Raw genomic sequence first — 25,153 nt, forward strand, 5'->3', positions numbered from 1 at the left:
AAGTTAAACGTTAAGGTGGATTCTTTATGATTTATCGTTTCAATATAATTTGTAAGGATAAGACTACAGACAGTTTAATCCGCGACATAAATATTAAAAAACACTGGGTGAAGTATGATTAAAAACCTTAAGAAAAAACTATCGACCTCCGCTTTGGCCGTTACATTAGGCCTTACAACGTTAGCAGCTGACGTTTCCGCTGCTGATTATAACTGGCGTTTCAGTAACCTTTATGGCCGTGGTACTGCCTTTGGTGATGTATACGAAAGTTTAGCGAAGAACATCGAAACTGAGTCCGGTGGCCGTATTAAGGTTCAGGTACTGTATTCTGGCGAAGGTGTTGGCACCAGCGGTCTGTTGGGCGCGGTTAAATCCGGCCTGATCACCATGGGTGCTCCGTTCCAGTCTATGCATGCGGGTGAGCTACCTGCCGGTGTGGTTGAGATCGGTCTGCCAGGCGGCACAGATGATCCTGCTGAACTGCAATCCCTGTTCCACGACAAAGGTTGGGATAAAGTACTGACCAAAGCCTACGGTTCGCAAGGACTGGTATGGCTTGAGCCTTACATTCAGCCACCGGTTTATGTCTTGACTAAAGAGCAGATCAACTCGGTTGAAGACTTTAAGGGCTTGAAAATCCGTGCGCCAGGTGCTTACGGTAAGTTCCTGCGTAACTTGGGTGCATCACCTGTATCACTCTCTTGGAGCGAAATCTATACGTCACTGGCTACCGGCGTTATCGATGGATCTATCGGTAGTAACATGATCGATCACCGCGATGGTAACCACGTTGAAGTGGCTAAGTACATGTACAAACTGCCGTTGGCGGGTGCACAGGTATTGCCAATCGTTGTTAACCGTTCTGCTTGGAAGAAACTGCCAGAAGACCTGCAAGCTGTTGTGCGTAAAGCAACAGAACAACATGCGGCTGACCAACTGCGTCTGTCTAAAAAATGGGAATCTGAAGCGGTTACTGAAATGGAAGCTAAGGGCCTGAAATGGAGCCCAGAGCCAAGCGAAGCCGACAAAAAAGCATGGGCTGACGCCGGTGCAGGTTTGTGGGATGAGTATGCGGCACAGGATAAGTACAGCAAGGAGCTGATCGATATTCTACGCGCAACCAGCAAGTAAGCATTTTGAATAAGTTAAAAGGGGTGCGATCGTGCCCCTTTTTTGTTGCAGGTACTTTTCATGCTTAAAATAATACTGATAAATTTTTGTCTTTCTATTGATTGGGTGGTGCGCCAGGCTGGCCGAGCCGCTTCTTTTATTATGCCGGTGTTGGCATTAGTCGTCGCATTTGAGGTTTTTTCACGTTATGTGTTGGGTAAACCAACCGTTTGGGCGTTTGATCTCTCCCTCTTTATGTTTGGTTATCTTGCCGCGTTGGGCGGTGCTTATGCACAACAAAAACGTGCGCATATCAATGTGGATATTCTCTACCTCAAGGTGTCTCGTCGCACCCGTAGCGTTTTTAATCTGATCTCTTTCTCGCTAGCTATCTTCTTTCTGGTCATCATTGTGATGGTGAGTATCGGCAAGTATGAAGAAGCGATCGAATTTGATTATCGTCGCCAAAGTGAGTGGGCTCCGCCAATGTTTCACTTCTGGATCATGATGGTGATTGCCTGTGGTCTGTTTATTGCCCAGTTGGCAAGAGATATGTTGGCAGAGCTGTATTTTCTACTGACCGGCCATGCGCTTATTGAGGAGAATTGTGATGGGAATTGAACTGTTAACGATCGTTCTTCTGCTGTGTATCCTGGTGTTTTTTGCCCTAGGTGCTCAGGTCGGTTTGGCACTGGGTGGCATTGCGATGGTCGTGGGTTATATGACCTGGGGCGATGGTATCTTTAACGTTATACCGACAACCCTAGAATCCACTTATTTTAGTTTTATCCTGTTGGCGATTCCCCTCTATATCTACATGGGGCAGTTGCTGACGAAATCGGGCATCGGTGATGCGATGTTCAATTTCAGCCAGATGCTGATTGGCCGCGTGCGTGGCTCTCTAGCGATCAGTGTTATCGGCGTTTGCTCCATGATCGGTGCGATGGTGGGTATTATTGGCGCCGGTATTATGACCTCCGGCAGTATCGCGCTGCGGCCTATGCTTGAGCGTGGTTATGATAAACGCTTAGCGCTAGGCGTTATTATGGCGGGTGGTGGTCTGGGTATCCTGATTCCACCGAGTATCCCGATGATCATGTTTGCGGCATCGACACAAAACTCCGTCGGACGGATGTTCTTAGGAGCGATGATGCCTGCGCTGCTGACCGTGGTGATGATGGTGCTGTATGTTGGTATTAGTTGTTGGTTGTTCCCTGAGCGGGCACCACGGGATATGGACAACAAAGATATCGTCAAACTGGAAGGCAAAGAGAAGTTCCGTATTGCCCGTGATGGTCTGTTTTCAATGCTGCTGATTGTGGCGGTGCTGGGCAGTATTATTACCGGTATAGCGACGCCAACCGAATCCGGTGCAATCGGGGTTGTTGGGGCACTGTTACTGGCGATGCTGTTTAAGCGTTTCAAAGTGGATATGTTCCTGCAATCAGGTTTCCAGACCGCGGCGTTAGTCAGTGTGGCGATGTGGATCATCTTTGGTGCATCGGTATTCAGTAACTTCCATCTTTTGATGGGTGTGCAGAGCATGGTGGCTGACTTTACCGGTCAACTGGATCTGCCGCCGATTATGATCATCATCATGTTCCAGCTGATTATGTTGCTACTGGGCTTCATTATTGATGAGTTCATTATCGTCTTGATGTGTGCGCCGTTGTTTACGCCTATTGCGGTGTCATTAGGCTATGACCCGATCTGGTTTGGTGTACTGATGATTTTGAATATTCTGATTGCGGTGCAGACCCCTCCTTACGGTTTCGCGCTCTTCTATCTGAAGGGTATTGCGCCGGCGGGTATTGGCATGTCTGAAATCTATAAATCAGTGACGCCGTTTATCATGCTTAACCTAACGGTTTTGATTCTCTGCATGCTGTTTCCAGAGATCGTGCTCTGGTTGCCGAATTTAGTGATGGGTTAAGGAGTTCGTTATGTACAGTAATATTCTTATACCTCTGGATCTGTCCCATAAAGAGCAGGTGCTTGAACTAGCGCAGATCGCCACCGCACTGGCGGCGGGTATACCCGCTAAGATCAACCTGCTGTATGTTGATCAGAGCTTTGTTCATCGTGCGGGTGATCCGCAGTTTGATGGCAATCTTCATGAGGGGCATCGTAAGGAAGCCCTGCAAGAGATGGAAGATCTGCTCTGCGATCTGCCGGATAACATCAAGGTGATGACGCTTTACCGTGATGGTACGGCCCATGACCAGATTCTGGAAACTGCTGAGCGGTTGAACAGTGATGTGATTGTTATGATGGCGCGTAAGCCGGGCATTAGTAGTTACTTTATCGGCTCTAATGCTGAGCGGGTGGTGCGTCATGCCCCCTGCTCAGTGTTTATTGTCCGGGGTGATGAATCAGACAGTCGTCTCGGCCAGACAGTCAGTAAATAACTGAATGATCAACTGATTGTGTTGTCGTTTACGCCATAGCGCTTTAACGGTGTTGGTGTAGCCATATTGGTCGTTAAACAGGGGGCGGAGATCTTTCTCTAGCCTCCAGTTTCGTACTAGGTGACGGGGCAAAAATCCTAGGTAGTGGCCACTCAAAATTAGCGTGGCCCTCGCTTCCTGATGATGGGCTCTGGCCTGTTTATTCCAAAGTTTCATATCAGGATGTACCTCTCGACCGGTCATTAATCGAGGCGACTCAACAAAGCGGTATTGGCGTAACTCGGCTGCTTGGATCTCATCGGTGCGATTGAACAAGGGATGGTCTTGTGCGCAGTAGAGCAACATCTCCTCTTCGAACAACTTCATGGTGGTCAGTTCGGGGTAGGGTTGGCTGGTGACGGTGATACCGATATCCACCTGTTGGTTGAGTAAGGCGGCGATCACATCGTCAGAACTCATGGTGCTGATGCGGATTTTGACTTCCGGTGCTTTAATTGAGAACAGATGCAGCACTTTCAAAATCGAAGAGTTATGGGCGCCCAGCATATGCTCAGCAAAACCAAGATGAAGATCACCCAGAATACGGTTATGGCTCTGGTTAATGGTGTTTTTAAACTGATCGATGGCGCTAAGTAGTTCTAAGGTGGCGTTATAGACGGTTTGGCCCTGCTCGGTGAGCGAAAAACCGGCCCGACCCCGTTCACACAATCGCATGTCGAGTCGTTTTTCTAAATCGGCGATGTAATTGGAGATGGTTGAGTTGGCAAGGTTAAGTTGAAGCTCTGCGGGCGTAAAGCCACCGCACTCAACCACAGCTTTAAATACTTTTAGCAGACGAAGGTCCATATCGGCCAGTTGCCCGGTGAGTGCTGCTTTTTTACGTCCCATAGGGGCCCTTTGTTCGTGTTAGTGAGGTTGTTACATTTGTTTATGCAAATGTAAATATTTATAAATAATTATATAAGCAAAAGTCTTGTCGATCTATAAATATAGCTATTACGCAGTTGGCTGAGCTACTGCCTGCCGGAGAGAAAGAATGACAATAAAACTTAAAGATTCATCGTTACTTAAAACTCAGGCCTTTATCGATGGCGTGTGGGTCGATGGCGATAACGGTGAAACCTTTGCTGTAACTGATCCTGCCACCGGTCAGCATCTTGCTGATGTTGCCAGTGTTGGGGCTGCAGAAACCCGTCGCGCGATTGCCGCGGCTGATCGCGCTATGGCTGAATGGAAAGCATTACCGGCGAAGAGCCGTAGTGATGTGCTAGAAGCGTGGCATCAACTGATTCTTGAAAATACCGACGATTTAGCGGTCATTATGACGGCTGAGCAGGGTAAGACTCTGGCTGAATCCCGTGGTGAAGTGGCCTACGGTGCATCCTTTGTTAAGTGGTTTGCTGAAGAGGGCAAGCGGGTCTACGGTGATATTATTCCAACCCCGTCGGATCGTCGTGGTGTGGTTGTTAAGCAGCCCGTCGGTGTCGTGGCGGCCATTACTCCCTGGAACTTTCCCAATGCCATGATCACCCGCAAAGTGGGCCCAGCTCTCGCGGTTGGTTGCGCTATTGTCTTGAAACCGGCGGCGGAAACGCCACTGTCTGCCTTGGCGCTGGTGGAACTGGCCAATCGTGCTGGATTGCCCGCAGGGCTTTTCAGTGTTTTGCCGGGTATGGATGCGCCGGCGATTGGCGGTGAGATGACCTCTAACCCAACGGTCAAGAAAGTTACCTTTACCGGTTCAACGCCGGTGGGCAAGCTACTAATGAAACAGTGTGCCGATACGGTTAAGCGTACCTCGATGGAACTGGGCGGTAATGCGCCGGTTATTATTTTTGATGATGCTGATCTCGATATCGCGGTGTCTGGTGCCCTAACCGCGAAATACCGTAACTCAGGTCAGACCTGTATCTGCGCTAACCGTCTATTAGTGCAAGAAGGTATCTATGATGCGTTTGTTGCAAAATTCAGCGCTGCGGTCAGTGAGTTCCGTATCGGTAATGGTTTTGATGCCGACACAACCCATGGTCCGGTGATCACTGAGAAAGCCGCACAAGAGATACATTCTAAAGTACAGAACGCCGTTGAAGAGGGTGCCACGGTAGTGATCGGTGGTCAGCCGGGTGAGCAGGGTGGTTGCTTCTATCAGCCAACGGTACTCACGAACGTTACCGATTCAATGCGTGTCTTCCGCGAAGAGATTTTTGGTCCGGTTGCACCGGTGTTTAAGTTTAGTACTGAAGCGGATGCAGTGCGGATGGCGAATGATACCCAGTTTGGTTTGGCCGCCTATGTCTATACCGAGAGTATGGGCCGTAGCTGGCGGGTATCGGAAGCGATCGATTATGGCATGGTGGGCGTGAATGAAACCGCCATTAGCTCTGAAGTAATACCGTTTGGTGGTGTTAAAGAATCAGGTCAGGGCCGTGAAGGTTCTAAATATGGTCTGGATGATTATCTAGAAACTAAGTACATCTGTTTTGGCGCATTGCAGCGTTAAGCTGCGCATAGTGGAGACGCGTTATGAGTAATATGATCTACCCAACAACTAATTTTAAAGCCACTGAAACGCTGACGATGGAGCGCGGTGACGGGGTTTATGTTTATGATAACCAAGGTAATCAGTACCTCGAAGGCCTTGCTGGCCTGTGGTGTACTTCCCTTGGTTATAATAACCGTGAGCTGATCGATACGGCGGCTGAGCAGATGGGGCAACTGTCCTATTCACATATGTTTGGTGGTAAAACCCATCAGGTGGGTATCGATCTGGCGGACAAACTGACCGCCATGCTGCCGATTGAGAATGCTAAAGTTTTCTTCGGTAACTCCGGTAGTGATGCCAATGACAGTCAGGTGAAGATGTTGCGTTATTACTTTAACGCAATCGGTAAGCCTGAAAAGTTCAAGATCATCGCCCGTGAACGTTCTTATCATGGTGTGACCGTGGCTTCTGCTTGCCTGACAGGTTTGCATGCTAACCATACCTATTTTGATTTGCCGTTTGATGCACTTGGTATTTTGCGTACCGATGCGCCGCATTATTACCGTGGTGCCCTGCCGGGTGAATCCGAAGAACAGTTTGTTGACCGTATTGTTAACAACTTAGAGCAACTGATTCTGGAAGAGGGTGCCGATACGATTGCCGCCTTTATCGCAGAGCCGATTACTGGTGCAAGCGGTGTGATCGTGCCACCGGCCGGTTACTATCAAAAAGTACAGGCGGTGCTGAATAAGTACGACATTCTGTTCTGGGCCGACGAAGTGATCACCGGCTTTGGTCGTACCGGTAATGATTTTGGTTGCACCACCATGGGAATCGAAAAGCCAGCCATGATGACTATGGCGAAACAGCTTTCGTCTGCCTATATGCCGATCAGTGCCGCCGCTATTCGCGGCGATATGTATGAGGCAATGATTCAACCGACTGCAGACGTGGGTGTGTTTGGTCACGGCTTTACCTATTCAGGTCATCCGGTTGCTTCAGCGGTAGCCCTTAAAACGCTGGAAATTTACGAGCGGGATAATATCTTCGGTCATGCGGCGACGATGGGCGAATACATGCAGAAACGTCTGGCTGAGTTCCGCGATCATCCGCTAGTGGGTGAAGTTCGTGGTGCGGGTATGATTGGTGCACTGGAAATGGTGGCAGATAAAACTACCGGGGCGGCCTTTGAAAGTGGAGAAGTCGGTGCGTTCGCTGTGCAGTCATGTCAGAACCACGGCATGATTATCCGCGCCGTAGCGGGTAATTCACTGGCGTTCTGTCCGCCATTGATTATGACTGAGGCACAGATCGATGAAATGGTCGATAAGTTGGCTATTGCGCTGGATGAAACCTTAGACTTTGTGACCCGCAAAGGACTGATCGCCGCTTAGTACGGGCTGAGTTTTGACTGTTTTGCACTATCGGGTTGGTTGAGAACTGGTTGGCCCGATCGATTCACCGGTGGGCTTTGGCCCACTGGCTCAGTTCTATTAGGCAGGTTTCTCTAAGCCGGTCTCGTCTTTAAGCACAGGTCCTTTGGGATCACCTTTTTGGGAGGGCATATGCGTATGTCCTCCCTTTTTTATATCTCCTCTTTAGATTCACTTTCGGCTGCTGCCATGCAGTGATAGGCCCGCCTAATCACTGAATCCTTTCTTCGCTTTTTTTCATCCAAGCTTTGACCCCTCTAATTTTGTCGAATCCGGTCATGCTGTCTATAGTTTGCAATATGAGTTAACGACGTTCGAAGGGGCGTTCGGAACAACAGGCCCACTTGAGCAGAGGTAACGGGGTCGTCGTAAGCGTTCATCAGGTATTTCTGCCGGACAAAGGGATGGAACGTGATAATCAAGGGTATACTCAGGGATTTTCTTGAGAGCCCGAACAGGGAGAGGCGATTATGTCGGTAACGCTGCACGATACTTTACAGCAATGGTTTGGTTTTGATCAGTTTCGACCTGGACAGGAACAGACGATTCGACAACTGTTGCAGGGGGAATCGTCGCTGGCTATTTTTCCTACGGGCTCCGGTAAGTCACTGTGCTATCAACTCACCGCAACCTGCTTACCGCACTTAACCTTAGTGGTGTCACCGTTACTGGCTTTGATGAAAGATCAATTGGCGTTTTTGGCACACAAAGGGATTGCGGCTGCCAGTATCGATTCAACCCTGAGCGCAGATCAAAGCCGGCAGGTGATGAGTGATGTACGCAGCGGTAAGACTAAAATTCTGATGGTATCGGTCGAGCGATTTAAGAATGAACGCTTTCGCCAGTTTATTCAATCGATCCCGGTGTCGATGTTGGTGGTGGACGAGGCCCACTGTATCTCTGAGTGGGGGCACAACTTTCGTCCCGACTATCTGAAGCTGCCGGCTTATCGACGGGCGCTCAATATTCCACTGGTATTATTGTTAACCGCGACGGCCACGAAGCAGGTGAAGCTGGATATGGCCCGCAAGTTTGCTATTGCTGAGGATCATATTGTGCAAACGGGCTTTTATCGGCCCAATCTCGATTTAACGGTTCTTTCTGTGACTAGCCGAGAGAAAAATACTCGCCTAGTCCAACTGATAAAACAACAGCAGGGCGCGGGTATTGTTTATGTGACCTTGCAGCACAGTGCCGAGCAAGTGGCTGAGTGGCTCGTTAAGCAGGGTATTAATGCCGCCGCCTATCATGCGGGATTTGATGATCCTAAGCGGCAACAGATTCAAACGGACTTTATGTCGGGGAACATCGATGTGGTGGTAGCGACCATCGCTTTTGGCATGGGCATCGATAAAAGTAATATCCGCTTTGTTATCCATTATGATCTGCCTAAGTCGATTGAAAATTACAGTCAAGAGATCGGCCGGGCAGGGCGGGATGGGTTGCCCTCCAACTGTATCACATTGGCTAATCTCGACGGCCTGAATACCGTTGAAAACTTTGTCTATGGCGATACTCCAGAGCAGAGCGGTATCGAATTTGTACTCGAGAATATTCGCCATGAGTGTCATAACGGCCAATGGGAATTACAACTGCATGCGTTATCAACAGCCAGTAATATTCGTCAGTTACCGATGAAAACCCTGTTGGTGCAGTTAGAATTAATCGGCGTACTGCAACCGTTATATGCGTATTTTGCTGATTTCAAATATAAGCTATTGCAGCCCCAAGCGCAGATTCTAGAGGGTTTTAAGGGGGAACGGCGGGACTTTTTAGCGGCGGTGTTTGCTAATACTCAATTTAAGCGGGTGTGGGGTACATTAGCTTTCGATGCGTTATTTGCAGGATATCAATGTGATCGTAAGCGGGTGGTTGCCGCATTAGACTATCTGCAAGAGCAAGGCTTGATCGAGCTGGAAACTAAAAAAGTGACTGATGTCTATCAGGTCGATGAAGCGGCGTTGGCGGATGCCACACTTGGACAGCAGTTATACGATTATTTTGTCGCGAAAGAGCATAAAGAGATCGCCCGAATTGCGGCCTTGGTGAAGTTTTTTGAACTAGAGCGCTGCTTGAGTCGCAGCTTAGCGCTCTATTTTGATGACCATAACAGTGCTGAACAGTGTGGCCATTGCTCCTCTTGCCGAGGGCAGTCGGTAACCCTTGAGTATTCAGCCCCGCCACATTGGCCCGCCGACCAACAGTTGGTGAATGACCTTGCTGGGTTAAGACAGCATCTATCCACTAATCTTACGCTGGATACGCAGTGTCGCTTTCTGGCGGGTATCAGTGTGCCGCTGTTCGCTCGGCATAAAGTGCGTCAGTTGAGTGGTTTTGGTTGCTGCGAAGCGTTTCGTTATGCCGATATACGTCGCAAAGTAGAGCAGTTAACCCTTTAACTTAGAGGCTGGTTCGGCCGTTTTGCTGATGCGTTGTTGTTGACGGTGGCGACAACGCTCCAGCGTTGCTTGTTTTTCTGCCTCGCTGGCGGCCCGCCAGGTTAAAATTTCATTTAAGGATCTAAAGCAGCCGAGGCATATATCCTGTTCATCTAAACAGCAATTGCGTACGCAGGGGGTCATCGATTTTCCTGCTATGGCTGGCAAGGGCTGTTCCGTTTTCATTTAATTGTTCCACACCGTTTTGTCGTTGAAGGTCAGTTAAGCATCTATTCGATCGCTATTAGAGCCGTTGTTGGCTATTGGGTCTATCCTTTAGTCTAGTCGGCAACTGAGCTTCTGAGAGAAATAATCGAAAACTGCATAAACTTGGTTAATTTGTTTGATTTTTTCTTTATAGTGAATTCACAGACAGTGGATATCGCGTGGTTGTTTGCTGTTTTTTGGTGCATGAATAATGCGCGCAAGAGTGTTTGAATCACCGGAGAGGCTATTTTGATCAAACTGACTGGAATTGCGTTGTTGACGCTTCTGGCTTGTAGCCCTAGTTTTGCTTCAGATAGAGAGGCTGAGCAGGTTAAAGCGTTATTGGATGCGGGGCGCTTTGATGAAGCGTATGACCTTGCATTGATATATATAGACGATTTAGAAGGCGATCCCGTGTTTGATTTTCAATACGGTGTCGCGGCCATTGATAGTGGCAATATCAGTGAAGGGATCTTCGCGCTAGAGCGGGTGACCTTTCTCGAACCCGACAACCCTCTCGTCTCACTCGAGCTTGCCCGAGCCTATTATCTGCTAGCGCAGTTTGATAAATCTAAACAGATGTTTGAAGCTGTGTTGCTACGTAATCCACCGAATAACGCGCGTATCCGGATTGTTAAATACCTTAATCTGATAGACCAGCAAGACCAATATCCCACCACTGAAGTGAAGGGGTATGTCGAATTGTGGCGCGGTTATGATGGCAATATCAATGCCGGTCCTGAATCTCAGACAAATATCGTCACCCTGAGTAATGATGCCCTAGGTCGAGGTGATCTATTTAGTCGCGTCAATCTCGGGAGTAGCCTCGAACATCATTATGCTGCGGGCCGTATGCTGGATATCAGCTTGAGGGGGAACTTTCGTGGCTACGATGATGAAACCGAACAGAATTACAGCACGTTATCGGCAGGGGCCGGGCACAGTTGGACGAATCAGCAAAATCGTTATCGAATAGGCGCCGATCTGCAGCATTTTCGCCGTGATGGTGAGCGTTATCGAGATCTCTTTGGTATTAACGCAAGCTGGACGCATATGTTGAATAAACAATCTCAGCTGCGTTTATACAGTGGTGTGAGCCGGCTCGAGTTCGCCGATACGAGCTGGAAGGACGGCATTCAGTATTATCTAGGCGCGAACTACCTGTTATCGGGTAGGGGTCGTTGGCGGCCGTTGTGGTTTGCTGGTATGTATATGGGGCAGGAAACTCCCGATACTGCGGGCATACTGGCAGATGCTCAAGTCGATCGTTTTTTTTGGGGTGCCAATTTCGGGGTACAGCTCGCGCTGACGGAGGCTGTTACATTGACACCGGCCGTCACCTATCAGTCGAGCGATTATAAGGGTGATGATTGGCTCTATGGTGTTCAACGGCAGGATGATTTTATCCTTTTCAACCTTAATCTTGAGTGGGCCGTTGAGAAAAATTGGACGGTGTTGGCCGGTTATAGTGTGACCGATGCCGATTCCAATATTGAGCTATATGAGTATGACCGCCAGCAGACAATGCTCGGTCTGCGCTTCAGCTTCGAGTGAGGTAGATTATGAGATCTCTATTTTTTACCGTTGTGTTGTGTGTTTGTTCGGGGTTTGCCAGCGCCGCCGATGTTGTGGGTAGCGTGATTCTGAGTTTTGGTGACAATATTGCGAAGGCGGCGGATGGCAGTGAGCGGGTGTTAAAACGACATTCTGATGTTTATGCCAGTGATGTGCTAACAACCGGAGATAAGGGGCGGTTGCAGTTACGCTTTAGTGATCATTCTCGATTGGCGCTGAAGCCTGCTTCGGTTTTTCGTATCGATGAATACCAGTTTGATCAGCAGCAACCGGAACAAGGTAAAGCCATTTTCAAGTTGTTGCAGGGAGGAATGCGAACCATTTCCGGCAAAATTGGTAAATCGAAACCGGATAACTATCGTCTCGAAACGACCGTGGCAACCATCGGTATTCGTGGTACCCACTATGGCGTCCAATATACCGAAGAGGGGGTTTATTGCGAAACGGTTGATGGTGCGATTGATGTTATGACTGATATCGGGCAGATGCGAGTGAATGCCGGTGAAGGGGCCAGTGTTAGTGCTAATGGCGCAATAGAGAAAAGCGCGGCGACGGGACAAACCGGTGATTATCTGATGCGCAAGAGTACTCAGGAGGATAGTAATACAGCGCCAACCGAAAACACCCAGATAGAGGCGACCATTGAGCAACTGACGGAGGCGGTAGAAGAGACCACTGAATCGGTCAGTAGCCGTGCACCACAGGGCGCGTTAGTGGCGGTTGCGTTTACCCGGGATAGTAAGAAAGGCTTATCGGCAGGCAATGGTTCCGTCATGGCTGATGCTATTTCACGTAAGCCTTCGTCTATTCGTATCGATAGTCGTACCGAACAAGGTGACCTTGTGCGAGGTTTTACACATCTAGCGTCTCGTCCCAATATTACCAACCATGCCTGTTCACCCTGTGTTTTGAGTGCGACAGGGGATCTTGACGCACTATCAGAGTCGGGAACGCTTGAGTTGGGCGGTGCTAATGTGACTTGGGGGCGTTGGAATGCTGATTTTAGTCTGCGTGAAAACCGTAAAGAGCAAGATTTGGATGGCGATTTTCACTTCATGTACAGCGATAGTTTGACGACTCAAGCACAGTTGGATTCATTGGCGCTGGTGCGCAGCGGCGCTTATATCTACAGCCATACGAGTGGATCAAGCATGCTCACCGCGCCTCAAATCGACACTGGTGCGACGGGCTCTTTAAACGGATTTGACTCCAGCGTTGTACCAGCAGGGCGCTATGCGTCGGGTACCTATGTGGTGATTGACTGGGATGCGCAGCAGGTCGAGCAGGTAAGCATTAGTGCTGGGATTGACGATGGTGACGGTATGCGTCACGTTAGCTTGACCGAGGAGGCCGGTGTAAGAACCGATTTGAATGATATTCTTAAAGGTGGTGAACTCGCGCTAACCGGTAGTTGCAATGGTGGGCAGTGTACGGTGAATGGTAATGATACAGCGATGGCGGGGCAGTTAACCTTTGACTTAGTCGGCAGGCAGGCTGAGGGGGCGGTCACTAGTTATGCCGCTTCAGGGGATAATCCTGTAAAACAAAACATTACCGTGGTGGGAACGGTGTTACTTAAAGATACAGGGCCGGTGCCGACGGCAGCGCATTAAATGATTTTTTTCAGTCGTGTTGAGAGCTGTTACTCAATGCGGCGAGTTGCTGAATGTGTTGGTCGTTGGGATGGTTTAGCCGCGTTAACACAGGGTGATTACTTCACCCTGTTGTAGCCGGTCTAGCTGCTGGTTGGGTAATAGTCGATGGCATTGCTGCATAACGACTGCTTCAACGCCGGGTTTTAGATGGGTGATAGCGACTCGAGGACTGTATTCGAGCGGCTTGAGTTGTTGTGCCAACATCGAGGGGGTGAGGTGACCGCTTAATTTAGCTAAGGGGGTCGATTCATCCGTAAAGGACACATCGATAATCAATAGATCCGGTTGGTGTTGGTTTAATAGCGGGGCGAGTTGCTCATTGAGACCGCTGTCGCCGGTAAATAGAAAACTATGGCTGGCATCAGCGATAAGGTAGCCCGCCGTTGGGGTTGGATGCTCTGCCGGGATAACTTCAATGGTTTTGTCCTGCAGTGAGAAGGTATTACCAACATGAATGGGGTGCAGTCGGATAATCGGTTTGTCTTCTGGCAACACCGTGTAATCTGGCCAGATCGTCCAGTTGAAAATATGCGCTTGAAGAGCAGCAAGCACATCCGGTAACGCGTAAACATTGATGGGTGCTCGATGCTGGTCAAAGATGGTCGCCAGCATTAGGGGCAGGCCGATAATATGATCGAGATGACCATGGGTAATCACCACATCGCGAATGTTGAGTTGGCGCTCCATGGACAGTAATTCGACCCCGGTGCCCGCATCGAGCAGCAAGGTATCATCGATTAAAAAGGTCGTGGTTTTCAGTCCCTGACCAATACCGCCGCTACATCCAAGAATTTCAATTTTCACGCATATCTCCGGCTACCCTGAAGCACATGTCTAACTTTATAAGAGTCGTTGTACGTTTATAGCACAGGCAAGCGCGATCCTTATAGTTGTTCGGCATATTCAAACCAATAAATACCGACCTTTGCTACAACCTGATGCTATTTGCAGGATATGATAAAGGTTATAACCAAGTATCACTAAGACTGGCAATTATCCGTCAGGTTCCTGCTTTATACGTTTATAACGGGAAGGCTTATGAAACAACGCAGAATCCGAACATTACTCGGCATCTTGCTGACGCTGTTGATGTTGTATCCGGTGATTCAAAATAACCGGCCGGCGTTATTACAACAACTCGAGTATGACCTCTATGATCTGCGTTTGAGACACTTCGCTAAAGGTGACCAAGACCCACGTATCGTGATCATCGATGTGGATGAGAAAAGCTTAGCGGAGCAGGGGCGCTGGCCTTGGAACCGGGCTAAATTAGCGTTGCTGTTAGACCAGTTGTTCGAGCGCTATGGTGTGGCTATCGTGGGTTTTGATATGGTGTTTTCGGAAGCCGATAGCAGTATCGACCTGAAGCAATTGAGCGATTTGCTACAGGATGCAACTGCCCTGCCAGATGTTGGCGCTTTCTTACAACAGCTTAATCCTGATCAACGCCTCGCAGAGGCAATGCATAACCGCCCGGTGGTGCTCGGTTACGCCTTTGACCGAAGTGACCGTGAGTTGCGGGTAGGGGATCCCGGGAAAGCGGTGATTGACGCGGATGCCTTGCTTGATCAACAGTCAATACCCGAGGCTAAAGGGGTGATTGCCAGTGTTGATGCGCTACATAGTCAGCAATCCTACAGTGGTTTTTTTGATAACCCGATGGTCGACAGTGATGGGGTGTACCGCTGGGTGCCGATGTTGCAGCGTTATGAAGGGCGTTACTACCCTTCGCTTTCGCTGGCGATGTGGCTGGCATTGTTTGAAGAGCATCAAGTGATACCTGAGTTTGAGTCCGATATTTTAGATGAACATCAGGCGTTAGTGGCGCTTACCGCAGCCGGGCAAACTATACCGGTTGATAGCGCTGGAGCACTGCTGGTGCCCTATAGAGGCGGGCAGGGCAGCTTCCCCTATATCTCCGCGACGGATGTAATGAATGGGCGGGTGGAGCCTGAGCAGCTTGGAGGCACCATTGTACTGATTGGCACCAGTGCCGCGGGTTTGCTTGATCTACGGGTGACCCCGGTGAGCAGTCGTTATCCAGGGGTGGAGGTGCACGCTAATATTATTTCGGGACTGTTAGATGACCGGATCAATAGCAGGCCGGACTATACTCTCGCCGTCGAGATTATTCAGATACTACTGAGTGGTGTTCTGTTGTCGTTATTGATTCCTAGCAGTTCGGTTATGTTTTCAACCCTGTTTACGCTGGTCTGGAGCAGTTGCTTGATCGGCTTTAATCTGTACGCATGGGAGAGCCTGTTTTGGGTCATTCCGTTGGGTTACACGCTCTTCTTAGTGCTTATTCTTTATCTATTTCAACAAACCACCGGCTACTTTTTTGAAACCCGGAATATGAAATTATTGGCCGGCCAGTTTGGCCATTATATTCCCCCTGAGGTCGTGCGGGAGTTAGGGCGCAAGAATGAAGCGATACACCTGAGTGGTGAAACCCGAGATATGACGGTGTTTTTCTCCGATATTCGCGGCTTTACGCAAATATCCGAGCAGCTAACACCCCAGCAGTTAACTCGGATGATGAATATCTACCTTACCGGCATGACGCGCATTATCCACCAGCAACGGGGCACCGTTGATAAATATATTGGCGATGCAGTGATGGCTTTTTGGGGTGCGCCGCTACGGGATGAAGACCATGCTCGACATGGCCTCGATACCGCTTTACAGATGTTGTCGCAGCTACCCGAGTTGAATCACTCATTAGTCGCAGCGGGGTTGCCTCCTGTCAGCATTGGTATCGGGCTACATTGTGGGGCTATGAGTGTTGGCAACATGGGTTCCGAGTTTAGGATGGCTTATACGGTGATGGGGGATGCGGTCAATTTGGCTTCTCGACTCGAATCATTAACCAAATTTTATGGGTGCCCTCTGTTAGTCAGTGGTGACCTAGCCGCCCGGCTACCCGGTTATATCTATCGACGTATCGACCGAGTACGGGTTAAGGGGCGTTATGAACCGGTAGAACTGTTTCAACCGATGGGAGAGAAAGCATTGACCGCTTCGGGGCTTGCTGTTCAGGTTGAGGGATTTAACCGAGCGATTGATTGTTATCGTCAGCGTCAGTGGGCTGAATCCAGGTCCTTGCTGCAGGCGTGGCGAGCCGTTTACACCCAGGACAGTGTTACTCAGCTCTATCTCGACCGGCTTGACGCCTTAGAAAATAATCCACCCGGTAATGATTGGGATATTATCTATAACCATCAACAAAAATAGTGTTTGTCTTAACTATGAGTTATACGGGGTTACACGAGCCCTGGCAGTGTAGCTACGTCGACGTGATCGATCTGTCGTGGGGACATGTGTCGGTTGGCATAATCAATATAAGCACCGCTCTTAACAAAGACGGTAAATAGATTCGCATCGAGATGATTGTCCTCAACCATCGTGCCAATAATATTCATCGCCTGTGAGAGTAGCATGCCTTTTTTGTAGGGGCGGTCGGGTGATGTCAGCGCTTCAAAAATGTCGGCAATGCACATGATTCTGGCACGCAGTGATATTTGTTCAGCTTTCAGCCCCCTGGGATAACCGCTGCCATCTAAACGCTCATGATGATTGCAGGCTATTTCAGGTACTTGGGCCAGATGCTTTGGGTAGGGTAGGGACTCCAGCATCTCGATGGTGACCTTAATATGATCCCGCATCACCTGAATTTCGCTTTGTAATAGCGTACCTTTGCGAATACAAAGGTTTTCGGTTTCGTCTTCCGTGAGTAAAGAGTGGCTATGACCTTGGTCATCAGTCCAGTGGATCGTAGCGATCTGTTTGATGCGTGCGACATCATCATCCGCCATAAACTCGGAACCGGTATTACTCTGGCGAAGAAAGGCAATATCTTCATCCAGTTGTTGGCAGTACTGCTGTAATTGTTGTTCTGCAACTTGGCTATCCGCCGGTGATAACTCTGGCAGGCTTCTCAGATGATTGAGTTGCAGTTGCAGTTTGTATTCACGAAAGCGCGATTCAACTAATTCGATGCGGTCAAACATCGTATGCAACTTAGTCGCCTTATCGATGATGTATTCTGGCGTGGTTATTTTGCCACAATCATGTAGCCATGCGGCAATGCCGAGTTCATACATCTCATGGTCATTAAACTGAATCGCTGAATAACCGTTGTCATCGCTGTTATTGACCGCTTCGGCTAACAACATGGCGATCTCAGGCACCTGTTCGCAGTGCTTGCCGGTTACCGGTGACTTATGGTCAATGGCCCGACCCATCAGTTTGATAAAAGACTCAAACAGCTCTTTTTGGGCATTAATCAAGCGACGCTTGGTTAATACCGTTGCAGCTAGGGCCGCCAATGATTCCACCAGATGTTGTTGATCTGCCGGGAAGGTGATGACTTGGCCCTTGTTATCGAGGGCATTGATAAGCTGTAGAACACCGATAATTTCACCTTCGTGATCCATCAGAGGTACACAGAGAAATGATTTCGAGCGATAGTTGAGCTGTTTATCGAATTTGCGAGTACCTGAAAAATCATATTCTTCAGAGCGGTAGACATCTTCAATATTGATGGTTTTTTGTTGTACAAAGGTTTGCGCCGCGACCAAGTTGGAAGCCTGTTGTTGAGCGTTATAGATCTCAACGGTGGGCATATCGCGAGGCTTGCTGTGTATGCCTAACGAACGGTTATGCAGCACCGTGAAGTGCAGTTCGTTATCGTTTTCTTCATCAACGGTATAAAGCGTGCCGCCATCGGCATTAGTCAGAAACATACAGCCAAGGATAATCCGATCCAGCAGTTGGATATGGTCTTTTTCCGTGGTCAACGCACCTGTCAGATCAGCAAGCTGCCTGATAATTTCGTGTGTATCGAGATGAAGCATCATGTTAGCCAGTGATCGCCTGTTAATTAACTTAAATGTGACCCTGTGGCGTGCAACTGTCAAGTTGAACGCCAATGAATGTAATCAATCTGTGTAGGATAATGTTTCTAAGCTAAATGTTGCTATGGATAATCCCCATCGCTGCCGAAACCTTGGGCTAGCGTTTAATGACTGATGTTAATAGACCCTAAGCCTTTGATCTTAGCGCGAGACGTTATACAGTCGGTTTTATCCTTGAATGACAGCCTGTCGGAGCCATTATGCTGAACATGGATTTTACCCAATCAGTGACCATTGATACCCAACAGCAGCCTTGGATTGCCAGTCCTAAAGCTGGCGTGTGGCGCAAGCCCTTGGCCCGTGAAGAAGCCGAGCAGGGGCACGCCACCAGTATTGTGCGTTATGATCCGGGGGCGTCTTTTTCATCGCACGGCCACCCTAAGGGTGAGGAGATTCTGGTATTGCAGGGGGTCTTCTCGGATCAGACGGGGGATTATCCTGCGGGCACCTATTTTCGTAACCCGAAGGGATTTAGCCATGCACCTTTTAGCCAAGAGGGTTGCATCATTCTAGTGAAGTTGTATCAATTTCAGGCGGATGATACCGAGCATCGGGTGGTTCAAACAGCGGGAGCGCAGTGGTTGCTGCACAACGCTTCACTCGAACAACTGATGCTGCATCAACACCGTGGTGAGCAGGTCTTTATGTACCGTAGTCAAGCCGAAGTCGGAGTTGACTTAAGGGCGGCACAGCAGGGGTTGGAAATCTATATTATCCGGGGTGAGTTGACTGAGAATGGTCAGCACTTTGCGGCGGGGTATTGGTTACGTCGTGGGGATGGCAGCCGGACTTATCAGTTGAGTGCTGATGCGCTGATCTGGGTAAAGATTAATCATTTTTAATGGTGGCTCTCGCGAAGCGATTTTCGGGCTTGCCCGGGGCTGATATTAAAGCAGCGTTTAAAGGCACGCGAAAAGCTGGAAGCGTCAGAAAAACCCAGTTCATTGGCCAGCATGGTGAGGGATATATCGCTGTTGTGTAAGAGAAAGCGGGCCCGATGCATACGCCGTGACAGCATATACTGCTGCGGTGTCTGGCCAAAGGCTTGCTGGCAAAGGCAGTAAAAATGACTTTCGCTAAGGTTCATCGCTTGGGCAAGAGTACGGTTATCCGGTGGCGTTGCTAGGTGTTGATCGATGTACTGATTGAGCTGTTGCTGGTTTAATCGAGGGTGTTGACTAGATGTTGTACTGCTCGAATATTGTTGGCATAGCTGGGTCATAAACAGGGTGATCAGCTGACAGTTGATCTGATATCTGCTTTGTTGATTCATCGGTTGTTCGCTTTTAGTTAACTGCAGGGCCGCAAACTCCAGCATCGGCAACATCTCGGGTGCTAGGCTGATAAACGCCGGAGCATTTAAAATGGTGGCTTTAAATGACAGGTTACAGCTTTGCTCAAGAGCCTGAATATAAGGGTCTGCCGGCGCAAGGTCGATCACCAATAGTTCACTATGATCATTTAATCCATTGAATAGATGCATCTCACTTTGCGGTGCAATCGCCAGCTTACCGGATGATACTTGACCGCTAGTTTGGTTAAACACACAGTCTGTTTTACCTTTTAAACCAATCAGTATCTGGGCAAAGTCATGTAGATGTTCTCCCTGTTGGCGAGCAATATGATTACGGCGAGCAAGACTTTGTTTCATGCCATTGTGTTCCGAGTTAATGCGTTGAGGGGCAGAGCTTGAGTCAAAAAAAGGGTAGTTTGGGTCAAGTTTTTCCTGTTGATTGCGGTTAACATAACTTAAAACCCGGTGAGAAGAGAAGCTGATATGCAATTGAATGCAACTGACATCCGTAAAGCATTACCTTGGGATCGCTTAATCGAAGCACTTAACGATATTTTTACCAAAGCGGTGTGTGCACCGGTGCGTCATCATCACAGTATCAACGTACCCAATGATCCTCAGGCAACCTTGCTGCTGATGCCAGCATGGTTAGAGGGTGAATATCTAGGGGTTAAGTTAGTCAACGTCTTTCCGGGCAATAATCTTCGGGGGCTGCCCGGGTTAAATAGTCACTATATGCTGTCTTCAGGTAAAACCGGACAGCCGTTAGCGCAGTTAGATGCCAATGAGTTAACCGCTTTACGTACTGCTGGCGCATCCGCAATGGCTTCGGGCTTTCTGTCCCGTGAAGATGCCTCGAGTCTACTGATGGTTGGTGCCGGCAGAATGGCGAGGTACCTGATATCGGCACATATGAGTGTTCGGCCGATTCGTACCGTGCGTGTTTGGAATCGCAATGAAGCCGCTGCCAAGACGCTGGTGGACGAGTTACTCGCAGAGGGGGTAAATGCACAGCTATGTCCCGTAGCGCAACTGGAAATCGCTGTGGGACAGGCAGATATTGTCAGCTGTGCCACCATGTCAACGGCACCCTTGGTGCAGGGGGCGTGGCTAAAGTCCGGCGCGCACCTAGATCTGGTGGGGAGTTTTACGCCGACCATGCGGGAAACGGATAATACCGCGATGCAGCGCTGTCAGGTATTTGTCGATGTCCGAGCCGGCGCCTTAAGTGAAACCGGTGATCTGATTATACCGATCCGGGAAGGGGCGATTACCGAAGCCGCTATTCAGGCTGAGTTTAGCGAACTGTGTCGTGGTGATCATCTAGGCCGAGCCGCGCTGGATGATCCTCTGAACGCCATTACCCTGTTTAAGTCAGTAGGGGATTCGCGGGAAGATCTGGCTGCCGCCGTGTTGGCTTACCAACAGGCCGGTGGTACTGAATAAATATTAAACAGTGGCCTTCGGCGCAGAAAATACGTTGTCGATGGCTGTGTGATGGGCTATTTAGCTTAGTGATGCACCTAGGTTGTTGTTTGCTTTTGGTTTACACGATGTAAAGAGGTCTTGAATGGTGTTGTCTGTAGCGATTCGGAAAGATAAGCCCATGACCGGTTCTATGGCGGTGGTTGGGGCTGGTGTGGTGGGTTTGAGTTGTGCCCTTGAGGCGCAGCGGCAAGGCCTGCGGGTCACCTTGTTTGATCGTGATGCCCCCGGTTTAGGGGCCTCGTTCGGCAATGCTGGCTATCTAGCAACCGAATTGATCGAGCCGCTTTCCAACCCCGCGACCTTGCGCTCAGCACTGTCATTGTGGCTTAACCCTAAAGGGCCACTCGCCTTACCGTTACGATATTTGCACCGTATAGCCCCTTGGTTGCTGCGCTTTGTTATGGCCGCCCGGCCTCAATCATTGCAGCGCAGTCGTGCCGCCTTATTGCAACTTAATCGGGAATCGATTGCTGCTTGGCAACGTAGCCTTGAGGATATCGGAGCCCCTGAGCTGCTGGTTAAATCCGGTTATCTGTTGGTTTGGGAGTCGGCGGATACCCAGGCGGCCGAACAACACCAGAGATGGTTGAATGACCATGGTATTCAGACCGAGTTGGTGCAGGGGGCGCGATTATTAGAACTTGAACCCGCGTTGGCTAAACAGGTGCATCATGGGCTGTACTTTCCGGATGCCTATCGGGTGAGCGATCCCTATGATCTCTGTCAGCAGTTATTTGCCACGTTTATGGCACGCGGTGGCGAATTTATTCAACAGGCGGTAACCGAGTTAACACCCACCTCTGATGATGTCGCCGTGACGAGCGAGAACGTGGATTACCATTATGATCATGGTTTAGTCTGTGCCGGTGTTTGGAGCCGTAAACTGCTGAGTCAGGTTGGTCTTGAGGTGCCTTTAGAAGCTGAACGGGGCTATCATCTGACGATTCCTTCAGCGGCTTCATTATTGAATCATCATATCGGCTCTGCGGAACGTAAGTTTGTGATGGGGCCCCTCGATAGCGGCTTACGCATCGTTGGGATGACCGAATTGGGAGGGGTTGAATTACCACCGATTAAGCGTCGCTTTGAGGTCTTGCGGCATCATAGTCGGCAACTGTTGCCGGATTTAAATGCTACCTCGTTGACCGAGAGTGAGTGGATGGGGCATCGCCCGACTCTGCCGGATTCATTACCGGTGATTGATCAGCATCCGGATTATGCGCGCTTATGTTTTGCCTTTGGTAATCAGCATCTAGGGGTTACTCAAGCGGCAATCACCGCAGAGCTTGTGTTGCAGTTAATACAGCAGCAAGAGAGCGTAATCGATAGGACGGCGTTTAAGGTAACGCGTTTCTGATCTTATCGGCAGGGTTTAGGCGGCTGACGTATAGTCTAAGACCGTTGTTATAAAAGGTATCGCTATGAAACAGTTATTGTTGGTGGCTAACGGGCCATCAGAAAATACCCGCCGAATGGCCGAGGCAGTGCTACGTGGAGCCAATCATGACGATATTGATGCGGTGCAGTGTCGTTGGTTGGAGCCTCTAAACGCCACGCCGGCTGATCTTTTAGCCTGTGACGGCGTTATTCTTGGCACCACCGAAAACTTGGCTTATATGAGCGGTGCGCTGAAAGACTTTTTTGATCGTTGCTACTATCCCTGTTTGGAGCAAAAGCAGGGGTTGCCTTGTGCCCTCTATGTGCGGGCAGGCCATGATGGCACGGGAACTTGCCGTGCCGTGGAAACCATCTGTACCGGATTGCGTTGGCACTGGATTCAACCACCCTTAGTGTGTCGAGGTGATTGGGATGAGGCATTTTTACCGCAGTGTGAAGCGTTAGGCATGACGATGGCGGCGGGTCTCGATATGGGTATTTATTGATCTGTATGCGTGTGTTTGATCAGAAAATATGCAAATCTTATTGTGCGCTGCACAATGGATGCATTATACTTAGGTCTGTATATTGATCCGTCAGGAGACTCGCAAATGAAACAATCGGTGTTTACCGGAATAGAGTGTGATGATCGTCGTATCGCCAGTGAACTACAAGCGATGGGTTATTACGATGAGTGTGGCAGCGACCAGAAGTCGACCATTGGTACGTTGTTTGAAGCGCTGAGTAGTTTTGTCACCTGGATGCGCTGGAAAGGCGAAGTCGGTGTTTATGGTTGCCGCGTTGGGGCTGATTATGCCCGTTATATGGAAGCAAAAGTTAACGCTTAAGCGCGTTGTTTTGCTACGATTAAAACCGCTTTTTTGAGCGGTTTTTTTTCGTCTGTTATATTTTTTCTACTTATTATCCACGTTATTTTATTTTCAAACTTATGTTTGACTCCTTCGTTTTTTATCCTAAGCTGCCTTTACCTGTTATGAACAGGCGTTTAAAAAAGTACCGGTTATAGCCGTCCTGGATTATAAGAATTTAATTAGTATCTTTTATGGGAATTTCCATTATGGCTGAAATATCACGTCGTTTTGAGTGGGTATATCATGCATCAGGAAAGTTATCAGGTAAGGGTATTGGGCATCGGCAATGCCGACGTGCTGTCGATCGGGCGGTTTCATCAGCGTCTTGGTTTAAGCCGGCAGGATTGCATTCGTCGCATTTTGACGGCCCCCTCTATTTTGCAAACCGAACTGGATATCGATAGCGCCGCCGAGATGGTGAGTGTGCTTAAAAGCGCTGATCTTCCCTGTGATCTTTTACCTCAAAGTGAATCCTGTTTATCCCCACCTGAACGTTTTGAACTCGCCGTTTATATTTCTGATTTTACCCATATCACCGCATTTATTACCGACCTCGCGCTTTTTACCGGACAAAGCAGTGAAGCACTATTAGGTTGCCTCAGGAAAACGCCGGCCATTATTTTAGGCAGCCTGTCTGAAGCGGTTGCGAGTGAATTAATCACCCGCTTTAGTAAGCCGGGTATTGAGTTGATGAAGTCATGCAGTAATACGGCAAAGTATACTGTGGTTGCTTATGCCCCCGGTGGTGATCAGAGCCTAATTGCTTACTATCGAGATTTTGGCTTGCTGCCGGCGGGCGGGCAACCGCAGCAGACTCAATGTTGGCAATTGACCGATCTCAGTTTGCAGCAAGCGCAAGGGTTATGGCAAAAAGCCAATGAGTTGCACCTGCCTTTGGTGATTCATAATCAGGATTATTATCGTTTTGATCTGCTATTACGTTCGGTGCCTGCGGATGCTCAACAGCAACAGAGCATATCCGCAACTTTATGCTCACAACTGAATATTCCTCTTCATCTGCATCCTCGTTTGTTTACTAATCTTCCTATTATCTTAAAACGCTCCGCTGCAATGGCGGATGCTGAGCCGGTAATGAATGCGCTGGTGGCGCAGGGCTGCTCAGTGACCGCTGAGTGGATCGGTGGCATTCGTTTTAATTTGCTGTTTGACAATATCAGTGACGCACCGGTGCAACGGGCTCGGCTAGAAAAGCTCTGCACCGCCATTATGGGTCGCTCAGTGTCTTTTAGGGAAACGACGGATGGCTGGTCCGTGAAGGCGGATGCCAATCTTCATCAAGGGTTGTGGATTCAATATGAAGCTGGTCAGTCTGGCATTCATTGTCGCTTAATGAGGAACGACCATGAGTAATACATCGATTCCCAAAATAAAGCTGGAGGTTGTGCTCCAGGAGGTTGGTAAGAAATTACGACGGCAACAATATGATGCCGCGCTGCTGACTTTGCAAAAACTATTGCAAGCGGGGATGGCGCAGCAGTTCCCATTGATGCTGCAGCGCTATATCTCCGAGCTAGTGTTCGAATGCTTAGAGCAAGCCGGTGAAGATGAAGCTGCACTGGATTATTGCCAGCGTGCCATTGCCGAATATGAAGGCCAAGCGGAAGTAACCGCGATGTCCGAGGCGGTGCAAAATGATCTGGCGGTGTTGAAGTTTCGTCGGATCTGTTTATTGGTCAAGTTGGATCAGCATCAGCAGGCCCGAGATGAGGTTGCCGAGTATCAGCAGTTGAGCGCTGTGGCGGACACGACGCGTTATAGCAAAGCATTTACACGCATTTTGAAGTATTCCAAAGCAACCAAAAATCAGTTGTTAAAAGAGCAGAAGCGGATGGGTTCGTTTCAGCTATCACAACAGTTAATTGTGTCAGGTTAATTCA

22 protein-coding genes are annotated in these 25,153 nt (G+C 49.1%); 17 read left to right on the forward strand and 5 right to left on the reverse strand.

Translation table 11 applies throughout. The features are described from left to right. Positions 1 to 114: 114 nt before the first annotated feature. The 4 genes from ACN0T0_RS09190 to ACN0T0_RS09205 are packed head-to-tail and all read left to right on the forward strand — an operon-like array spanning position 115 to position 3,518. A complete protein-coding gene (locus tag ACN0T0_RS09190) occupies positions 115 to 1,131 on the forward strand; it encodes a TRAP transporter substrate-binding protein (protein WP_417225320.1) in 1,017 nt (338 codons plus the stop codon). A 60-nt stretch (positions 1,132 to 1,191) separates the two neighbouring features. Then, on the forward strand, positions 1,192 to 1,731 hold the full coding sequence (locus ACN0T0_RS09195) for a TRAP transporter small permease subunit (RefSeq protein ID WP_417225321.1): 540 nt from the start codon (positions 1,192 to 1,194) through the stop codon (positions 1,729 to 1,731). Further along, positions 1,721 to 3,043 carry a TRAP transporter large permease gene (locus tag ACN0T0_RS09200; protein ID WP_417225323.1) on the forward strand — a complete coding sequence of 441 codons (1,323 nt, stop codon included), beginning with the start codon at positions 1,721 to 1,723 and terminating at the stop codon, positions 3,041 to 3,043. The genes ACN0T0_RS09195 and ACN0T0_RS09200 overlap by 11 nt, the downstream gene beginning before the upstream one ends. Positions 3,044 to 3,053: 10 nt before the next feature. Further along, positions 3,054 to 3,518: a universal stress protein gene (locus tag ACN0T0_RS09205; RefSeq protein ID WP_417225325.1), complete on the forward strand. Its 465-nt coding sequence runs from the start codon at positions 3,054 to 3,056 to the stop codon at positions 3,516 to 3,518. Here the strand turns inward: ACN0T0_RS09205 and ACN0T0_RS09210 are convergent. Beyond that, positions 3,483 to 4,406, reverse strand: a complete 924-nt coding sequence (locus ACN0T0_RS09210) for a LysR family transcriptional regulator (protein WP_417225327.1) — start codon at positions 4,404 to 4,406, stop codon at positions 3,483 to 3,485. The two genes, ACN0T0_RS09205 and ACN0T0_RS09210, sit on opposite strands and share 36 nt — an antisense overlap. A 148-nt stretch (positions 4,407 to 4,554) precedes the next feature. Here ACN0T0_RS09210 and ACN0T0_RS09215 point away from each other — a divergent pair, with 148 nt between their 5' ends. From ACN0T0_RS09215 to ACN0T0_RS09225, 3 genes are all read left to right on the forward strand, one after another. Then, positions 4,555 to 6,018: an NAD-dependent succinate-semialdehyde dehydrogenase gene (locus ACN0T0_RS09215; protein WP_417225329.1), complete on the forward strand. Its 1,464-nt coding sequence runs from the start codon at positions 4,555 to 4,557 to the stop codon at positions 6,016 to 6,018. A gap of 23 nt (positions 6,019 to 6,041) precedes the next feature. Beyond that, a complete protein-coding gene (locus ACN0T0_RS09220; protein ID WP_417225331.1) occupies positions 6,042 to 7,394 on the forward strand; it encodes an aminotransferase in 1,353 nt (450 codons plus the stop codon). A 509-nt stretch (positions 7,395 to 7,903) separates the two neighbouring features. Beyond that, entirely contained in the window at positions 7,904 to 9,832 is a 1,929-nt protein-coding gene (locus ACN0T0_RS09225) for a RecQ family ATP-dependent DNA helicase (RefSeq protein WP_417225332.1), read from the forward strand. Here ACN0T0_RS09225 and ACN0T0_RS09230 read toward each other — a convergent pair. Further along, entirely contained in the window at positions 9,821 to 10,057 is a 237-nt protein-coding gene (locus tag ACN0T0_RS09230) for a DUF1289 domain-containing protein (protein WP_417225334.1), read from the reverse strand. The two genes, ACN0T0_RS09225 and ACN0T0_RS09230, sit on opposite strands and share 12 nt — an antisense overlap. 270 nt (positions 10,058 to 10,327) lie before the next feature. Between ACN0T0_RS09230 and ACN0T0_RS09235 the strand changes: the two genes are divergently transcribed. Together ACN0T0_RS09235 and ACN0T0_RS09240 are read left to right on the forward strand one after the other, a co-directional pair. After that, the gene (locus ACN0T0_RS09235; protein ID WP_417225336.1) at positions 10,328 to 11,632 is read left to right on the forward strand and encodes a surface lipoprotein assembly modifier; all 1,305 of its coding nucleotides are present in this window, start codon (positions 10,328 to 10,330) and stop codon (positions 11,630 to 11,632) included. A gap of 8 nt (positions 11,633 to 11,640) precedes the next feature. Then, entirely contained in the window at positions 11,641 to 13,266 is a 1,626-nt protein-coding gene (locus ACN0T0_RS09240) for a FecR family protein (protein ID WP_417225338.1), read from the forward strand. An 84-nt stretch (positions 13,267 to 13,350) separates the two neighbouring features. Here the strand turns inward: ACN0T0_RS09240 and ACN0T0_RS09245 are convergent, their stop codons facing one another. Beyond that, a complete protein-coding gene (locus ACN0T0_RS09245; protein WP_417225340.1) occupies positions 13,351 to 14,112 on the reverse strand; it encodes an MBL fold metallo-hydrolase in 762 nt (253 codons plus the stop codon). A 234-nt stretch (positions 14,113 to 14,346) separates the two neighbouring features. Here ACN0T0_RS09245 and ACN0T0_RS09250 point away from each other — a divergent pair, with 234 nt between their 5' ends. After that, positions 14,347 to 16,542, forward strand: coding sequence for a CHASE2 domain-containing protein (locus ACN0T0_RS09250; RefSeq protein WP_417225342.1), 2,196 nt, complete (start codon positions 14,347 to 14,349; stop codon positions 16,540 to 16,542). Positions 16,543 to 16,571: 29 nt separating this feature from the next. Here ACN0T0_RS09250 and ACN0T0_RS09255 read toward each other — a convergent pair whose 3' ends face one another. Further along, positions 16,572 to 18,167 carry an HD domain-containing phosphohydrolase gene (locus tag ACN0T0_RS09255; protein ID WP_417225343.1) on the reverse strand — a complete coding sequence of 532 codons (1,596 nt, stop codon included), beginning with the start codon at positions 18,165 to 18,167 and terminating at the stop codon, positions 16,572 to 16,574. A gap of 257 nt (positions 18,168 to 18,424) precedes the next feature. Here ACN0T0_RS09255 and ACN0T0_RS09260 point away from each other — a divergent pair, with 257 nt between their 5' ends. After that, entirely contained in the window at positions 18,425 to 19,066 is a 642-nt protein-coding gene (locus ACN0T0_RS09260) for a cupin domain-containing protein (protein ID WP_417225345.1), read from the forward strand. On the opposite strand, the gene ACN0T0_RS09265 is transcribed toward ACN0T0_RS09260, so the two are convergent. Next, positions 19,063 to 19,875: an AraC family transcriptional regulator gene (locus ACN0T0_RS09265; protein WP_417225347.1), complete on the reverse strand. Its 813-nt coding sequence runs from the start codon at positions 19,873 to 19,875 to the stop codon at positions 19,063 to 19,065. The two genes, ACN0T0_RS09260 and ACN0T0_RS09265, sit on opposite strands and share 4 nt — an antisense overlap. A 126-nt stretch (positions 19,876 to 20,001) precedes the next feature. On the opposite strand from ACN0T0_RS09265, the gene ACN0T0_RS09270 reads away from it, so the two are divergent. The 6 genes from ACN0T0_RS09270 to ACN0T0_RS09295 all read left to right on the forward strand — a co-directional run bounded on the left by ACN0T0_RS09270 (position 20,002) and on the right by ACN0T0_RS09295 (position 25,149). Beyond that, positions 20,002 to 20,964, forward strand: coding sequence for an ornithine cyclodeaminase family protein (locus tag ACN0T0_RS09270; protein WP_417225349.1), 963 nt, complete (start codon positions 20,002 to 20,004; stop codon positions 20,962 to 20,964). Between the two features lie 124 nt (positions 20,965 to 21,088). Further along, entirely contained in the window at positions 21,089 to 22,363 is a 1,275-nt protein-coding gene (locus ACN0T0_RS09275; protein ID WP_417225351.1) for an NAD(P)/FAD-dependent oxidoreductase, read from the forward strand. A 64-nt stretch (positions 22,364 to 22,427) separates the two neighbouring features. Further along, on the forward strand, positions 22,428 to 22,889 hold the full coding sequence (locus ACN0T0_RS09280; protein WP_417225352.1) for a flavodoxin family protein: 462 nt from the start codon (positions 22,428 to 22,430) through the stop codon (positions 22,887 to 22,889). Positions 22,890 to 22,994: 105 nt separating this feature from the next. Further along, entirely contained in the window at positions 22,995 to 23,231 is a 237-nt protein-coding gene (locus ACN0T0_RS09285; RefSeq protein ID WP_417225354.1) for a hypothetical protein, read from the forward strand. Between the two features lie 267 nt (positions 23,232 to 23,498). After that, on the forward strand, positions 23,499 to 24,626 hold the full coding sequence (locus ACN0T0_RS09290) for a hypothetical protein (protein ID WP_417225356.1): 1,128 nt from the start codon (positions 23,499 to 23,501) through the stop codon (positions 24,624 to 24,626). Then, positions 24,619 to 25,149, forward strand: coding sequence for a hypothetical protein (locus ACN0T0_RS09295; RefSeq protein ID WP_417225358.1), 531 nt, complete (start codon positions 24,619 to 24,621; stop codon positions 25,147 to 25,149). The genes ACN0T0_RS09290 and ACN0T0_RS09295 overlap by 8 nt, the downstream gene beginning before the upstream one ends. Positions 25,150 to 25,153 lie beyond the last annotated feature (4 nt).

The organism is Amphritea sp., from assembly GCF_048266285.1.
Classification (GTDB): Bacteria; Pseudomonadota; Gammaproteobacteria; order Pseudomonadales; family Balneatricaceae; genus Amphritea.

Bases quoted from the DNA above. Each gene is read 5' to 3' on its own strand.
- ACN0T0_RS09190 (WP_417225320.1), top strand. From the start codon at position 115: ATGATTAAAAACCTTAAGAAAAAACTATCGACCTCCGCTTTGGCCGTT.
- ACN0T0_RS09195 (WP_417225321.1), top strand. From the start codon at position 1,192: ATGCTTAAAATAATACTGATAAATTTTTGTCTTTCTATTGATTGGGTG.
- ACN0T0_RS09200 (WP_417225323.1), top strand. From the start codon at position 1,721: ATGGGAATTGAACTGTTAACGATCGTTCTTCTGCTGTGTATCCTGGTG.
- ACN0T0_RS09205 (WP_417225325.1), top strand. From the start codon at position 3,054: ATGTACAGTAATATTCTTATACCTCTGGATCTGTCCCATAAAGAGCAG.
- ACN0T0_RS09210 (WP_417225327.1), bottom strand. From the start codon at position 4,406: ATGGGACGTAAAAAAGCAGCACTCACCGGGCAACTGGCCGATATGGAC.
- ACN0T0_RS09215 (WP_417225329.1), top strand. From the start codon at position 4,555: ATGACAATAAAACTTAAAGATTCATCGTTACTTAAAACTCAGGCCTTT.
- ACN0T0_RS09220 (WP_417225331.1), top strand. From the start codon at position 6,042: ATGAGTAATATGATCTACCCAACAACTAATTTTAAAGCCACTGAAACG.
- ACN0T0_RS09225 (WP_417225332.1), top strand. From the start codon at position 7,904: ATGTCGGTAACGCTGCACGATACTTTACAGCAATGGTTTGGTTTTGAT.
- ACN0T0_RS09230 (WP_417225334.1), bottom strand. From the start codon at position 10,057: ATGAAAACGGAACAGCCCTTGCCAGCCATAGCAGGAAAATCGATGACC.
- ACN0T0_RS09240 (WP_417225338.1), top strand. From the start codon at position 11,641: ATGAGATCTCTATTTTTTACCGTTGTGTTGTGTGTTTGTTCGGGGTTT.
- ACN0T0_RS09250 (WP_417225342.1), top strand. From the start codon at position 14,347: ATGAAACAACGCAGAATCCGAACATTACTCGGCATCTTGCTGACGCTG.
- ACN0T0_RS09255 (WP_417225343.1), bottom strand. From the start codon at position 18,167: ATGATGCTTCATCTCGATACACACGAAATTATCAGGCAGCTTGCTGAT.
- ACN0T0_RS09260 (WP_417225345.1), top strand. From the start codon at position 18,425: ATGCTGAACATGGATTTTACCCAATCAGTGACCATTGATACCCAACAG.
- ACN0T0_RS09265 (WP_417225347.1), bottom strand. From the start codon at position 19,875: ATGAAACAAAGTCTTGCTCGCCGTAATCATATTGCTCGCCAACAGGGA.
- ACN0T0_RS09270 (WP_417225349.1), top strand. From the start codon at position 20,002: ATGCAATTGAATGCAACTGACATCCGTAAAGCATTACCTTGGGATCGC.
- ACN0T0_RS09275 (WP_417225351.1), top strand. From the start codon at position 21,089: ATGGTGTTGTCTGTAGCGATTCGGAAAGATAAGCCCATGACCGGTTCT.
- ACN0T0_RS09280 (WP_417225352.1), top strand. From the start codon at position 22,428: ATGAAACAGTTATTGTTGGTGGCTAACGGGCCATCAGAAAATACCCGC.
- ACN0T0_RS09285 (WP_417225354.1), top strand. From the start codon at position 22,995: ATGAAACAATCGGTGTTTACCGGAATAGAGTGTGATGATCGTCGTATC.
- ACN0T0_RS09290 (WP_417225356.1), top strand. From the start codon at position 23,499: ATGCATCAGGAAAGTTATCAGGTAAGGGTATTGGGCATCGGCAATGCC.
- ACN0T0_RS09295 (WP_417225358.1), top strand. From the start codon at position 24,619: ATGAGTAATACATCGATTCCCAAAATAAAGCTGGAGGTTGTGCTCCAG.